Source organism: Marinobacter sp. LQ44, from assembly GCF_001447155.2.
GTDB lineage: Bacteria > Pseudomonadota > Gammaproteobacteria > Pseudomonadales > Oleiphilaceae > Marinobacter.
Map to the genome: position 1 here is coordinate 3,786,071 of NZ_CP014754.1, position 12,990 is coordinate 3,799,060.

General features: G+C 56.2%; 13 protein-coding genes and 1 pseudogene. 7 read left to right on the forward strand and 7 right to left on the reverse strand.

Annotated elements, in window-relative coordinates; translation table 11 throughout:
* Positions 1-32: 32 nt before the first annotated feature.
* Positions 33-1,340: a short-chain fatty acid transporter gene (locus ASQ50_RS17410; protein WP_058092354.1), complete on the reverse strand. Its 1,308-nt coding sequence runs from the start codon at positions 1,338-1,340 to the stop codon at positions 33-35.
* Positions 1,341-1,539: 199 nt separating this feature from the next.
* Between ASQ50_RS17410 and ASQ50_RS17415 the strand changes: the two genes are divergently transcribed.
* Both ASQ50_RS17415 and ASQ50_RS17420 read left to right on the forward strand, forming a co-directional pair.
* A complete protein-coding gene (locus tag ASQ50_RS17415; protein ID WP_058092353.1) occupies positions 1,540-1,917 on the forward strand; it encodes a nuclear transport factor 2 family protein in 378 nt (125 codons plus the stop codon).
* A 122-nt stretch (positions 1,918-2,039) separates the two neighbouring features.
* Positions 2,040-3,377: a GGDEF domain-containing protein gene (locus ASQ50_RS17420; RefSeq protein WP_058092352.1), complete on the forward strand. Its 1,338-nt coding sequence runs from the start codon at positions 2,040-2,042 to the stop codon at positions 3,375-3,377.
* Between the two features lie 26 nt (positions 3,378-3,403).
* Here ASQ50_RS17420 and ASQ50_RS17425 read toward each other — a convergent pair whose 3' ends face one another.
* The 3 genes from ASQ50_RS17425 to ASQ50_RS17435 form a co-directional block, all read right to left on the reverse strand.
* Entirely contained in the window at positions 3,404-3,790 is a 387-nt protein-coding gene (locus ASQ50_RS17425) for a hypothetical protein (RefSeq protein ID WP_058092351.1), read from the reverse strand.
* 111 nt (positions 3,791-3,901) lie between these two features.
* The gene (locus ASQ50_RS17430; protein WP_058092350.1) at positions 3,902-4,666 is read right to left on the reverse strand and encodes a dioxygenase; all 765 of its coding nucleotides are present in this window, start codon (positions 4,664-4,666) and stop codon (positions 3,902-3,904) included.
* A 37-nt stretch (positions 4,667-4,703) separates the two neighbouring features.
* Complete coding sequence (locus ASQ50_RS17435) at positions 4,704-5,144, reverse strand: DoxX family protein (protein ID WP_058092349.1); 441 nt, start codon at positions 5,142-5,144, stop codon at positions 4,704-4,706.
* Between the two features lie 109 nt (positions 5,145-5,253).
* Between ASQ50_RS17435 and ASQ50_RS17440 the strand changes: the two genes are divergently transcribed.
* From ASQ50_RS17440 to ASQ50_RS17455, 4 genes are all read left to right on the forward strand, one after another.
* Entirely contained in the window at positions 5,254-6,144 is an 891-nt protein-coding gene (locus tag ASQ50_RS17440; protein ID WP_058092348.1) for a LysR family transcriptional regulator, read from the forward strand.
* A 37-nt stretch (positions 6,145-6,181) separates the two neighbouring features.
* On the forward strand, positions 6,182-7,459 hold the full coding sequence (locus tag ASQ50_RS17445; protein ID WP_058092347.1) for an MFS transporter: 1,278 nt from the start codon (positions 6,182-6,184) through the stop codon (positions 7,457-7,459).
* Positions 7,460-7,809: 350 nt separating this feature from the next.
* Positions 7,810-9,561: a type VI secretion system PAAR protein gene (locus ASQ50_RS20685; protein ID WP_156510033.1), complete on the forward strand. Its 1,752-nt coding sequence runs from the start codon at positions 7,810-7,812 to the stop codon at positions 9,559-9,561.
* On the forward strand, positions 9,551-10,141 hold the full coding sequence (locus ASQ50_RS17455; RefSeq protein ID WP_058092346.1) for a DUF2931 family protein: 591 nt from the start codon (positions 9,551-9,553) through the stop codon (positions 10,139-10,141). The genes ASQ50_RS20685 and ASQ50_RS17455 overlap by 11 nt, the downstream gene beginning before the upstream one ends.
* A gap of 182 nt (positions 10,142-10,323) precedes the next feature.
* Here the strand turns inward: ASQ50_RS17455 and brnA are convergent, their stop codons facing one another.
* From brnA to ASQ50_RS17470, 3 genes are all read right to left on the reverse strand, one after another.
* Entirely contained in the window at positions 10,324-10,581 is a 258-nt protein-coding gene (brnA, locus tag ASQ50_RS17460) for a type II toxin-antitoxin system BrnA family antitoxin (protein ID WP_058092345.1), read from the reverse strand.
* Positions 10,571-10,834, reverse strand: coding sequence for a BrnT family toxin (locus tag ASQ50_RS17465; RefSeq protein ID WP_058092344.1), 264 nt, complete (start codon positions 10,832-10,834; stop codon positions 10,571-10,573). Before ASQ50_RS17465 ends, brnA begins: the two co-directional genes overlap by 11 nt.
* Positions 10,835-10,966: 132 nt before the next feature.
* Complete coding sequence (locus ASQ50_RS17470) at positions 10,967-11,452, reverse strand: AAA family ATPase (RefSeq protein WP_058092343.1); 486 nt, start codon at positions 11,450-11,452, stop codon at positions 10,967-10,969.
* A 364-nt stretch (positions 11,453-11,816) separates the two neighbouring features.
* On the opposite strand from ASQ50_RS17470, the pseudogene ASQ50_RS17480 reads away from it, so the two are divergent.
* Positions 11,817-12,979 (forward strand): annotated as a pseudogene (locus ASQ50_RS17480) (IS3 family transposase).
* Positions 12,980-12,990 lie beyond the last annotated feature (11 nt).

The following is a 12,990-nucleotide window of genomic DNA, read 5'->3' on the forward strand; positions in this document are numbered from 1 at the left end:
GGCAACGAGGTGTGCCAACAGCCGGTATGGGTTTAGAGCCAGGTCAGGCCGATGCTGATGATGGCGCCGGTAATGAACAGCAGCATCAGACAATAGCCCATGATGTCTTTGGCTTTTAGCCCGGCAATCGCCAGCACGGGCAGGGCCCAGAAAGGTTGCAGCAGGTTGGTCCAGGCGTCACCCCAGGCTACCGCCATGGCAACCCTTGGGATATCGGCACCCAGTTCCTGGGCAGCTGGCAGCATAACCGGCGCCTGCACCGCCCATTGCCCACCCCCAGACGGCACAAAGATGTTCACCAGGCCCGCGCTGATAAAGCTCCAGAAAGGCAGGCTTTGCGCGCTGGCGATGGAAACGAAGCCCGAGGAAATGCTGGCGGCAAGGCCGGATGCAGTCATAACCCCCATGATGCCTGCATAGAAGGGGAACTGAATCACGATGCCGGAACCACCTTTAACCGCCTCGTTCAGGCTGGCCAGCAGGCGTTTGGGAGTCTGGTGCAGAATGATTGCCAGGAACAGGAACATGAAGTTGACGATGTTCAGGTTCAGGCCGCCACCGTTAATAAAATACTGGAAGATGAACGCGATGCCGCTGAAGCCAATCATCCACGCCAGAATCCTGCTGTTTTCCAGGTGGTCCGCCGGGCGATTGATCACAACGGCGGTGTCTGGCTCGTCGTCCAGCACTTTCGGGTCTGCGTACACGCTGTTTCGTTCCTCGGGCAACATGAGCCGGTTAACGAGCGGCACCACGATAAACAGGGCCACCACGATGGCCAGGTTGAAAAACGCGAAAATGGTTTCGCTGGTGCCGATAACGCCGATCACGTTCTCCGTGAAGTGGCCATCGGTGGCAATCACCAGCGGAATGGACCCCGCCAGCCCGCCGTGCCACACGATAAACCCGGAGTAGGCGCTGGCGATCAACAGCGGATAGTGCACACGAACCTGCCGAGCCAAGGCTTTGGCAAACAGCGCTCCCACCACCAGGCCGAACCCCCAGTTGATCCAGCTGGCAATCAGGGCCACGAAGGTAACCAGCACAATCGCCTGTCCAGGCGTTCTTGCCAGGCCCGCAATCCGGTTGAGTATGCCGCGCACCAGTGGTGTGCTGGCCAGCATAAACCCGGTGACCAGCACCAGCAGCATCTGCATGGAGAACGTCAGCAGGTTCCAGAAGCCATTACCCCACATCTCGATCACCGCCAACGGGCCATGGCCTTCAAAGACCATAGCGGCGATGAACGACAGTAGCGTGAGGATAATAACGAACAGGTAGGGGTCTGGCAGGTACTTCTCCACCAGACTGACAAAGGGTTTGGATGCTCTGTCTAACATGGTGTTCTCCTTTATTATTTTTGGGTCATCATAAGCTTAGCAATCAAACGGAAAAACGCATGCTGCAGGGATCATTCTTTTGTCGGATGTGCTCCTCACGCGCGCCAGATGAGTCGCTCAAATAGCACTGACATGTTGATGTACTAATTTGGTAGATTCAGGTACTGAATCCTCTCTACTCTGAAAACGGAGTCTATTCATGCAGCCCAAAGACATCGTGGCGCAGTTCATTTCAGACATTCAGGCCCAGCGTTTTGATGAGGCAAAGGCCTTGCTGATTGAGGAGGGGTTTGAATATGTGGGGCCGAACATGCGTTTCCTCCGGCCCGACGACATGCTGGCGTACCAGTTCGGCATGGCGGCCATCCAGAAAGACCTGATTATTCGCCAGCTCAGCGCTGACGGCGAGCACGTATACGCCATCCTGGACTACCAGACCCACTTCAAACCGATCGGAGACGTGCGGCTTGCGGTCTGGTTTCGTGTCCGGAATGACAAAATACACACGGTTGAGACGTTCTATAACGCCGCCGTGGTTGAAAACATGCTTGGGGGCAACCTGCCGTCCGCCAGTTGAAGGGCTGAGAATAGGCGGGCTTTGTGTGTTTGCCCTTTGGCGGCTAAGTGGCTATCCGTTGCGCCCATTCCCGATTATGCTAGTGAAATAGACTTTCACATGTGAAGTAAATAGCTGCGCCTATGCCTGTCGATCTTGAAACCCTGTATCCCAAGCTGGTGAACCTGTTGCTGGATCCGGTATTTGTTGTGGATGAATCCGGGAATATTGTGTTTGTCAGCGACGCCTGTGAAGCGCTGCTGGGGTACACCGCCTCTGAAATGATCGGCACGCTGATTTTCGATTACCTTCATCCTGATGACCGTGAGCGCACCCGCGCAGAAGCCAAGCGCGTTATGCAGGGCCAGGCCCATACAAACTTTGAAAACCGATACCTTCATAAGGAGGGCCATGCGGTTCACATATTATGGTCCGCGCGCTGGTCAGAAGACGACCGGTTGCGAATAGGCCTGGCCCGTAATGTGACGTCTCTGCGGCGCGCCAATCAAACCCGGGATGCGCTCTACCGAATATCGGAAGCCACACACGCTGCCGATAGCCTGCGTGGGATCTGCGACGGTGTGCGGCAGGTGATTACAGAGCTGTTTCCGCACAACGATCTACACCTGGTTTTGTATGATCCGGTGAAGGCGGTGTTGACCGCTCCGGACTGGTCAGCTGATCGCGCAACCGACTGGATTGAAGGTTCGATGCAACCCGGCACCGCCCTGGCGGAGGTGATCGGCTCCGGGCGGGCCTTGCTGACCTCTCGGGACCCCTCCCAACCGGGGCTTGGGGCGAAAACGGCGAATGGATTGAAATCGCCGGGCCCCTCGAACTGGTTGGGTGTGCCCCTAATCTTAAACGATTCGGTATTAGGCGCGCTGGTGATTGAGAGCCCATCAGAGCACACCCATTACCGCGATGCGGACCAGGAGCTGCTTCAGTTCGTTGCCACCCAGGTTGCGACCGTTGTCGAGCGTAAGCGCGCGGAAGATCACTTGCGTTTTCTTGCACACCACGACCCACTGACGGGTTTGACTAACCGATCACTGTTTTACGATCGGCTGGAAACCGCCCTCAAATCAGCCAGCCGGCATAACAGCCATGTGGCGCTGTTGTATCTGGACCTGAATGATTTCAAACAGATCAACGACAACCTGGGCCACGAGGCAGGCGACCAGTTGCTGATCGAAACCGCCCGCCGGCTGGAACAGTGCACCCGCGAAACAGACACCGTTGCGCGCATGGGCGGTGACGAGTTCACCGTGTTGTTGACCGACATCGGCGATCTTGCCGCAGCGGAGGCTGCCGTTGGCAAAATCCGCGAGGTAATGGCTGCGCCCATGGTGCTGGAAGGCCAGAGGGTGCTGATTTCCTTCAGCGTGGGTGTTGCCTTGTACCCGGAAGACGGCCACACAGCGCGCAATCTGCTTGGCCGCGCCGATTCGAAAATGTACGAGCAAAAACGGAGTCTCTGAACGGGCTTCTTCACTGCAAAGCCTGCTCAGCTGCCGACCTGTCTCCGGATGTGATCAATCACCAACCCGTGCTCATGCTGCGGGCTGAACATCACAATGTCGGTGTCTTGCTCGGCGCGCACACTATGCCCGGGTGGCCAGTAGAACAGATCCCCGTTACGGGAGGTTTCTTCACTGCCATCCAAATACAGTGCCGTGATTTCCCCTTTCACCACATAACCCCAGTGGGGGCATTGGCAGCGGTTGCCCTCAAGCCCGTGTAGCAACTCGGTGATGTCGGTGCCAGCACCAAAGGAGAAGTATTCGGCCCCCATGGTGTTGTAACCGGATACATCGCCAAAATCGGTTTGTTGTCGTGCTTTTGCCCCCGGAACATCAATTCGAACAGGTATATCCTCTTTTGCGATACGCATAGAAATCACCTCCGTGGTGCTTCTTTCTGGCTGCTCCTACCTCATACATACATCCCGGCAGCTATTTATAAAGGTAGCAGAAAGAACCGAGGCGGGATTAATGCTTGCCCGTCAGAAAACAAACGAATCCATTGAAAGCACCCCGTGCTCAATCCCGCCTTCTATAACGGTGCCCCGGGCACCGGAACCAGCAGCCCCAAGGGCCACCAGCAGTAGCAGGAAATGCTCAACGGTGGGGTGTGCGCGGCGAGCGTGGGGAGCCAGGGTCAGGGCGTTTACCAGCCGCTCGTGATCGCCTGCAATCACCGCTTCCCGAATCCAGTGGCTGAAGTCCCGGGCGTATTCGCTTGCCTGTTCGTCGCGCCAGCGGACCTCATACAGGTTGTGGGTCAGGCTACCGGAGCCGACGATCAGAACACCTTCCTTTTCCAATGGAGCGAGCGTCTGGCCCAGGCGCCAGGCAGAGTGGCTGTCGAGCCAATCCGGCAGGGATACCTGAAATACCGGCACGGACGCATCCGGGTAAAGGTGCCGCAACGGCACCCAGGCCCCGTGGTCGAGGCCGCGTTGGGCGTCGGCGACCGGTTTCCAGCCCGCTTCCTCAAGCAGAGAAAGTGCCATTCTGGCAAAATCCGGGTGGCCGGGAGCCGGGTATTCGAGCTCATAAAGCGCGGGTTCAAAACCGTTGAAGTCGTGGATGGTTGCCGGCGTTTCGGCAAGGCCTACCCGCACCTCGGGTGTCATCCAGTGGGGCGACACCACCAGCACAGCTGCCGGCCGCGGAAGTTGCTGCCCCAGCCGGGTGAGGGCCGGGCCTGCCAGGCCCGGCTCCAGCGCAAAGGTGGGGGCGCCGTGGGATACGAACAGACTGGTCATGGCGCGTTGCTCCTTTGGGTTGAGTTCGGTGTACTGTTTAGCGAGCGGCCACAAGCCGGTCAACCGATGCGCGCCCGGCTCCGCTGAACATCAGCGAAACAGACGCCGCCAGCAAGGCCAGTCCGAATTCGTAGCCATTGTTGCTCATAAACAGGCCGTTCTGGATGTGCACGCTGAAAATGGCAATCACCATGGCGAAGGCCAGAGCCGCGCTGGCAGGGCGAACCAGCAGGCCGATGATCAGCGCCAGACCGCCGAAGAACTCGGTACCGCCGGCCAACAGGGCCATCAGGTAGCCCGGGCTTAAACCAATAGAATCCATCCATTGCCCGGTACCTTCAAGGCCGTAGCCTCCGAACCAGCCGAACAGCTTCTGCGCACCGTGGGCGGCGAAGATAATACCTACCGGAATACGCAGGGCGAGGGCGCCCCAGCCAGCGTTGGTATCGAGCAATTTGTTGATGAGTGCGTTGTTCATAATCGTGTTTCCTTCTGTGTGGTTGAGTATGGGGCTACTTTACGGGGATCTATTTTCGGGATAAATATGCGTTTAATAGATTGACTGTTTCAAAAAGTGGAACAATAAGATGGATCGATTACTGGAAATGCAGACCTTCTGCGCCGTTGTGGAAGCCGGCAGTTTTGTCGCCGCCTCCGAGACCATGGGTATGTCCAAGGCTGCGGTGTCGAGGTACATCAACGAGCTGGAATCGCGCCTTACCGTGCGGCTGCTACACCGCACCACCCGGCGGTTGTCCCTGACAGCGGAAGGGGAGGTGTTTTACGTTCGTTGCCGGGAACTGCTGGCGGGGGTGGAAGAGGCCGAAGCAGAATTGACCTCGCGCACCAGCGTGGCCAAAGGGGTGCTGCGCATCAACGCACCGGTGAGTTTCGGCATTCGACACCTGGCCCCGCTGTGGGGCGAGTTCCACGCCCGGTTTCCGGATTTGGAACTGAACATCGAGCTGTCTGATCGCATCGTGGATATCGTTGAAGAAGGCTTTGACCTGGCTATTCGGATTGCCAGCCTGCGAACCTCCACCCTGGTGAGCCGTCGCCTCACCAATACCCGGCTGATGGTGTGCGCCTCTCCCGAATACATCCGGGCGCACGGTGCACCCGAAACGCCGGAAGACCTGATGCACCACAAGGTCATTGCCTACAGCAACCTAGCCAGCGGTAACGAATGGCAGTTTCAGGGGCCGGAGGGGCTGGTTAGCACGCGGGTGCGCCCGTGGATGCACGCCAACAACGGTGACACCTGTTGTGCCGCCGCCGTGGCCCACCAGGGAGTGGTGTACCAGCCGAGCTTCCTGTTGCGTGATGATCTGGACTCGGGCAGGCTGGTGGAGTTGCTGCCGGAATACTGCTCTACCGAGCTGGGAGTGTATGCGGTTTATCCCACCCGCAAGTTCGTTACGCCCAAGGTGAGGGCACTGGTGGATTTCCTGGTGGCAACGTTGCCAGACGCTGTGTAGTGCCGCCGTAAATTTACAGTAGCCTGCCGGAGGTGACATGAAGTTTCCTTCAAGTACCTCGTTTGCCCTCCTGGGTGCCGCCCTGATTGCCATCAGCTTCGGGCTGGCTCGTTTTGCCTTCGGCTTGTTCGTGCCGCCGATCCGGGCAGAGCTGGAACTCTCGCCAGACATGATCGGCATCATCGGCGCGCTTCCCCTCATCAGTTTTATCCTGGCTACCCTGGTCGCGCCGCTGGCGGCTGATCGCTTGGGTGCCCGCAACACGGCGGTGCTGTCTGGTGGCTTTGGTGCGGTGGGCCTGGTGTTGATCAGCCAGGCGGCGGGCGTTTTGTCGCTGGGTGTGGGCGTAGTCGCTTGTGGTATCTGCACTGGCCTGATGATGCCGGCACTGACCGCCGCCATGCAGGCGCTGGTAAAACGCTCTCTGCATGGGCGCGTGAGCTCGGTGATGAACGCCGGTACCAGCGTGGGTGTGGTGGTTGCCGCGTCGGCCATTCTGTTACTGGCCGGGGCCTGGCGTTATGCCTATTTCTCTTTCGCGGTTTTGGCGGTTATCGGGGTGTTGGCAACCTGGTATTTAATCCCCTCGGTTTCGCGAGTCATGCCGGCGAACGCAGCGCCGCCGCCTGCCATCACTACCCTGCAGTGGGTACGCCTGCTGCGGCTCTCATTGTTCGCCTTCGTGATGGGCTTTGTGTCTGCCGCGTACTGGATTTTTGCACCGGACCTGGCGGTTACCGTGGGTGCCTTGCCATCGGGTTCCACCGGCTGGTTGTGGCTGGGGGTAGGCCTGGCCGGGCTAGGCGGTGCTGTGGTTGCAGACCTTGCCGATCGCAACAACCCACCCATCACCCAGGCGCTGATGCTGATGATGCTGTCTGCCAGCCTGGCCCTACTGGCCGCCAGCCCCGGCAATATAGTGATTGCGGTGTTTTCCGCCCTGATATTTGGCCTGGCCTACATGAGCCTGACCGGCCTGTACCTGATGACCGGCATCCGCCTGCTACCCGGCCGGTTGTCTGTGGGGCCGGTGCTGCCCTTTATATCGGTATCCCTTGGCCAGGCCATCGGCTCGCCCATCGTGGGTATGTTGGTGAACGAATTCAGTTATGCGGATGCGTTTGCCATGTTTGCCGCCATCGGCATACTGGCGGCACTGCTGTCGCCGCTTTACCCGCGTTCCCTTGAACAGGGCGCAGAAGAGCAGGGCGAGGACGAAACCGGCTTGCAGGCGGCTTATGATTATCAGTTGCAGACTGAGGAGGGGGAGCCGTATCGGGCCGTCAAAATCGAGGCTCCGAGTGAGGGCGACTAACCATGATCCTGAAGTCGACTAAGGTAAAACGTCTGCGCCATGTTGTTATCTCGGTTTCAGTGAACCACTACAATGGCCTTGTGACTGGAGTGACCAGCTTGATAAAGACATCTTTATAAGGCGAATCTAGCAGAGTGCGCACCTATTGGCATCCCGGCATGGGTTTCTGCGCCATCTGTGAAGCGGAGAAAGCGTAGAGGCTTTCTTGAAATCGAGTGCTGCTGATACACTTTCACCACATATGGAGCGCATGCAACTCTGAAGAGGGTAGGCATAGGGGGCAGAGTTGCCCATCAAGGAGAGTTCGGGATAGTTTCCCGGGCATCAAGGAAGAAGCAAGGAGCAAAGCCATGAGCGGCAAGAAAGTTGTGCTGTTGGGGGATCTAGGTACCGACCATGAGGGTTTCCCGCCCACCCCGGTAATCAATGGTTCCCCGAATGTATTCATCGACGGCAAGCCCGTCGCTCGGGTAGGCGATCAGCTTGCCCCGCACTCCAAACCCAAGCATTCCCCTCATCCGCGTACTATCGCTTCCGGTTCAAGCACGGTTTTCATTAACGGGTTACCCGTTGCCACAACCGGTGGTGCGATTTCCTGTGGTGGCGTCACCATTGGCAGCAGTAGCGTGGTGGTAGGCGATACCCATGCGCCATTGCCATTCTCTGGTGTTTCGGGGGCAAATTCTCACTCTGCGCCTTTGAGCTCAGAATCCAGTACAGCAGAAACACACACAAACGGCATGCAGGCCTCTTCCGGGGCGCAGCTGCGCAGTAGCACCTCCAGCCACGCAGGTGGAAGAGGTGGCTCAGCCGCAACCCCTTCTCAGGCCTACAAGGATATTGATGAGTCTGGCAAAACCCTTCGCCTGGGGGTGTTTTTTGATGGCACTGGCAACCATCGGGGCAATGACCAGATCCTGGCGAACCGCGATGTGACGAATGTGGCGAAGTTGTATAACTTATACCGTGACGATGGCGTTGGTAGTGGCCATCGGGCGATTTATATTAAAGGCCCTGGGACTATCGACGGCAAGCACACTCCGGATGGCTTTGAGGCCTCGGAGGACCTCATGGGCCTGGGTTTGGGCATTGGGCCCGAAGGGGGCCATGACAGGATAGAGATTGCGATTACAAGGATGCGAGATGAAATCCATGCTGGGGATTACAACGAAGTGGTCTTCGATGTATTCGGCTTCAGCCGTGGCGCGGCCCTGGCCCGGCATTTTGTCAATCTGATCAATGAACAACCGGAAACGGTCCTGCTGCCCCAGTTTAAGGGTGCCTCTTTGTTCTCCCCAATGGTTGGCGTTACACCCGTACCCGCTTTCCCGTCTGGTGTGAAGGTGCGGCTCAATTTTGTTGGCCTGTTTGACACTGTGGGTAGTTTTTACCTACCTGGAGACAACGCCAACCTGGACTTTAACCTGAACCTTTCACCCGGCAGTGCAGACCAAGTGGTGCACCTTACGGCCCATCATGAGATCCGCAAGAATTTCCCGTTGAGTAGCATTATGGATGCCAACGGTAATGGGCCATCACACTTTACAGAAATTGCAGTACCGGGTGCCCATTCCGATGTGGGTGGCGGTTATGAAAACCCGGACAAAGGCTTCGAGAATATTGAGAAGATCGTTCTGGGCATCCACTCGGGTCTTGCGGACGGCGGCCATACTCAGCGCACAGCGATTCCACAGCTTGAGGCGAAGTACGCGCGCCCAGGCCGGACTGTGGTGGCGGTGCCACAGCCAAACGGCGATATCCACGTGCAGGAGCGTAGGCGTACCCGTAAGGAATTGGCTATCTATAACCTGCATCGGATGTACGAATTCGCGTTGCAGAGCGACGTGCCACTCAGGCAGATGAATACCAACAATAAGGACTTTCAAATCCCCCAAGACTTGCGGGCCGCGCTGAGCAGTTGGCATACAAGTGAGGGATCACTTTCTGCGTTAAGAGATTACCTGGGTGGATATATCCACACTTCTGACAGCATCTACCGGCTTGGTTTGGAGCCGGAACCCTCCGGTAATCGAAGTGTGTTTTTCAACCGGCCAACTAAAGCCATAACCCCGCTCAGGAAAGGAGTTGCTCATGCGCAATAACATCACGGCAAGGGTAGCCTTTTCATTTCTATTGCTGGTCTTGGTAACAGCTTGCTCCTCGGAACCTCGCGAGTACGACTTTGCCGTGTCTGTGGCGGGAGGGCCTGAAGGGTGGCCTGTTTGGGTAAAGCAAGTTGAGTTCGATGGAGTGTGGACTGTTGGCGCTGGCTCCTTGGGTGGAGGCTTTGACCAAAGGCCTCCTGGAGGGAAGGTGTCAATTATCTACCCCAAAAAGGCGCCTCGTTCCGTATATGCGCAATGGTTTTCCTACCGGACTCAGACGTTCTATGAAGTTACCTTCTCGCTACCCGAGGATCTTGATGACAAGTTGCGTAAGTGGTATCGGGACTACCCGCTTGATGACTACAACCATACTCTGATTGTTGGGTTTTCGGGTAAGGGGGAAGCGCTTGCTTGGTGGAAAGCTTTCTGCTCTACCTGCAACTATGATCGCAGCCACGATTTCCACACGCCGCTGGTCGAAAACGTCCAAGCCGAAGTGGCCGAAGGGGACCCAAGCGGCTACCGATTGCAAACTCAGGAGTTGATTGATGAGGGAAGTATGCCGTCGCCGTGGTAGTCGTTTCATCGGCAACAGTCCCTGACCCACCGATGGAACGACCGGTCAGGGTGTGGTTTAGAGCCACGTAAGAGAGTCCGTTTCTGCCGTGAGTGCCCGACAGCTCGGCGAGGCTGAAGAAGCAGGCGCTCTCGCTCATGATCTTAGTGTAGCCGCTGCCGCGGTCAAGAAAACACTATTGCCTATCGTTTCCGAGAAGGCTCATGTGTGTTAGCAGATTCTGCCTGAAGGCGCTCCACCAGCCACACTTTGATGATTGATTGGCGGGTAACGCCAATGCGCGCAGCCTCACGATCCAAAGACTCGACAACCCAAGCCGGGAAATCGACGTTGATTCGCTTTTGTTCCTGATTAACGCGGCGAGCAGAGGACAGGTCCAGATCATCAATAATATCTTCCTGACCTTCCTCAAATTTTTTGTCGAAGTCTTTAGCTTTCATAGAGCTCAACCTCCTTCTTGCGGGAACGCCTGACTGAAATCAGACGAATACGAGCATCCCTGTATGTGACGACAGCCGACCAGTGCTTTTCACCAATCTTGCCGATTAGCAAAAACCGCTGCTCATCCTCTGATTTTGCGCGGATCTCCAGCAGGTATGGATCTTTCCACAGCCTCTGTGCAGCAACGAAATCAATACCGTGCTTATCCAGATTGGCCTGGCTTTTTGCTTCGTCGAATTCAAATTCACCCATGAGTACAAATTATTCCTTTTTTACTCAGACAGCAAGATCTGGAAAGTAGCTGTAGATCTGAGCCCGCAGCATGCGCGGCCTTGGAATGAAGGCGAAGCCGCATAGGAAAAGACGTCGTCGCACCTGCGATGGTTATACCGATTCATAGTCACTCGGATGATTAAGCTCACGCTTTTTCCCCTTGAACGCCTCATAGAGCGCCCGATGGCGACGGAGCCCGTATTCGTCTGAACGGGTTTCATAGGCAGCCACCCATTCGATTAGATTATCCAGGTTTTCATCCTGCTCTTCCTTCGAGCTGAATTTCTCTGGCTCCCAGGGGCGTGAGCGACAATGAGCGATACAAACCTCAACCCCGGGATTCAGAAAAATGAGCTCGTCACACTCGCACAGAATCGGCTCGATGATGTCTGCGTAACAGCCTTCAATTATCCAGCACTTATTATCGGCAATAAAATGCCTTACATCCTTGATGCTATCTTGGATCGGGCGTCGCTGCGCCCCATTGTGAAATGCCACTTCATCAAGAGAAAGGCGAGGGGCTGGGTGTTTGGCAATTAATCTCTTCGCGAGAGTGCTTTTACCAGAGCCAGCATTTCCAAGAAGTATCGTTCTCACGGCGCTGTTCCTTCCTGGGTAACGCGTCGGTTTGGAGCCGCGGAGCGGCGGAAAATCGGTTGGACTTCCCCCACTGGTTATGAGTTGTTTCGATTTCTAGCGGCAATGCTTTTACATTCTGCATGAATTTCGACCAAGTTAGGCGGAACCTTGTACGAAATTGCAACCTTTTTGTCGAATGTAGGCAGAGGGTTATAAATAGGTCCTATCAAATGGTCAAATTCAAGACTAAGCAATAATAATGCTCTGTACGCTTTGTGAACCGACGCCTCGAATTCTCGTGATCGTTTCTCTAAATGTAGTGGTTCAATGATTCCGGACACCAACGTAGGTGGTAATATCACCACCATAAACGAGGTGTCTGATGACCAGAAAGCGACGTTCTTTTTCTCCTGAATTCAAACAGGAAGCAGCCAGCTTGGTGCTGGATCAAGGTTACACGATTCCGCAGGCCAGTGTGTCCCTGGGAGTCGGTGAAAGCGCTATTCGGCGCTGGGTTAACCAACTGGCCGAGGAGCGTGACGGTGTCACCCCGAAGGGCAAGGCCTTAACCCCGGAACAGCGCCGGATTCAGGAACTGGAAGCCCGCTGCAATCGACTTGAGCGGGAGAAGGAGATACTAAAAAAGGCTACAGCTCTCTTGATGTCGGACGAGATGAATCGTACGCGCTGATAGACCAGTTGGGGGAGCAGGAGTCAATTGAACTGGTCTGTGAAGCGTTTGAAATCAGCCGTTCCAGCTATTACGAGTACCGCCAACGGCGGAACCGTGTGGATGTAGAACGCCTGGCCCTGAAGGCTCAGGTAAACCGCCTGTTTACCAAGAGCCGTAGCTCTGCTGGCAGCCGGACAATCAAAGGCTTGCTCAGCGAGCAAGGTGTTGTCGTCGGTCGCTTCAAGATTCGACGTCTTATGAGCGAACTGGGCCTGATCTGTAAGCAGCCAGGCCCTCACGCCTACAAGCACGCCACAGTTGAACGACCGGATATCCCGAATCACCTGGATCGTGAGTTTGCAGTAGAGCAGCCCGACCAGGTCTGGTGTGGTGACATTACCTACATCTGGAGCGGCCAGCGATGGAGCTATCTGGCTGTGGTACTGGATCTTTACGCCCGGCGAGTTGTTGGCTGGGCAATGTCATCCAGTCCGGATGCGGACCTGGTTGTAAAAGCTCTGGATCACGCCTGGGAACAGCGTGGTCAGCCAGAGAAAGTCATGTTCCACTCGGATCAGGGAAGTCAGTATGCCAGCCGTAAGTTCCGTCAGAGGCTCTGGCGCTATTGAATGACCCAAAGCATGAGCCGGCGTGGCAACTGCTGGGACAATGCCCCGATGGAGAGACTGTTCCGAAGTCTGAAATCTGAGTGGGTACCGGCCCTGGGGTATCGGAATCTGCCTGAGGCCCAAAAAGATGTAGGTGGCTATCTGATGGACTACTACAACCGGCAACGGCCTCATACGTTCAACGGTGGCATTTCTCCCGTTGCGGCTGAGGAAAACCTTAAAATACTGTCCGGGATTAGTTGACCACTACACTT

Excerpts from the sequence above, each read along its gene's own strand:
- ASQ50_RS20685 (WP_156510033.1), top strand. The coding sequence starts at position 7,810 with ATGAGCGGCAAGAAAGTTGTGCTGTTGGGGGATCTAGGTACCGACCAT.
- ASQ50_RS17430 (WP_058092350.1), bottom strand. The coding sequence starts at position 4,666 with ATGACCAGTCTGTTCGTATCCCACGGCGCCCCCACCTTTGCGCTGGAG.
- ASQ50_RS17420 (WP_058092352.1), top strand. The coding sequence starts at position 2,040 with ATGCCTGTCGATCTTGAAACCCTGTATCCCAAGCTGGTGAACCTGTTG.
- ASQ50_RS17425 (WP_058092351.1), bottom strand. The coding sequence starts at position 3,790 with ATGCGTATCGCAAAAGAGGATATACCTGTTCGAATTGATGTTCCGGGG.
- ASQ50_RS17455 (WP_058092346.1), top strand. The coding sequence starts at position 9,551 with ATGCGCAATAACATCACGGCAAGGGTAGCCTTTTCATTTCTATTGCTG.
- ASQ50_RS17440 (WP_058092348.1), top strand. The coding sequence starts at position 5,254 with ATGGATCGATTACTGGAAATGCAGACCTTCTGCGCCGTTGTGGAAGCC.
- ASQ50_RS17445 (WP_058092347.1), top strand. The coding sequence starts at position 6,182 with ATGAAGTTTCCTTCAAGTACCTCGTTTGCCCTCCTGGGTGCCGCCCTG.
- ASQ50_RS17435 (WP_058092349.1), bottom strand. The coding sequence starts at position 5,144 with ATGAACAACGCACTCATCAACAAATTGCTCGATACCAACGCTGGCTGG.
- ASQ50_RS17465 (WP_058092344.1), bottom strand. The coding sequence starts at position 10,834 with ATGGGTGAATTTGAATTCGACGAAGCAAAAAGCCAGGCCAATCTGGAT.
- ASQ50_RS17415 (WP_058092353.1), top strand. The coding sequence starts at position 1,540 with ATGCAGCCCAAAGACATCGTGGCGCAGTTCATTTCAGACATTCAGGCC.
- ASQ50_RS17410 (WP_058092354.1), bottom strand. The coding sequence starts at position 1,340 with ATGTTAGACAGAGCATCCAAACCCTTTGTCAGTCTGGTGGAGAAGTAC.
- brnA (WP_058092345.1), bottom strand. The coding sequence starts at position 10,581 with ATGAAAGCTAAAGACTTCGACAAAAAATTTGAGGAAGGTCAGGAAGAT.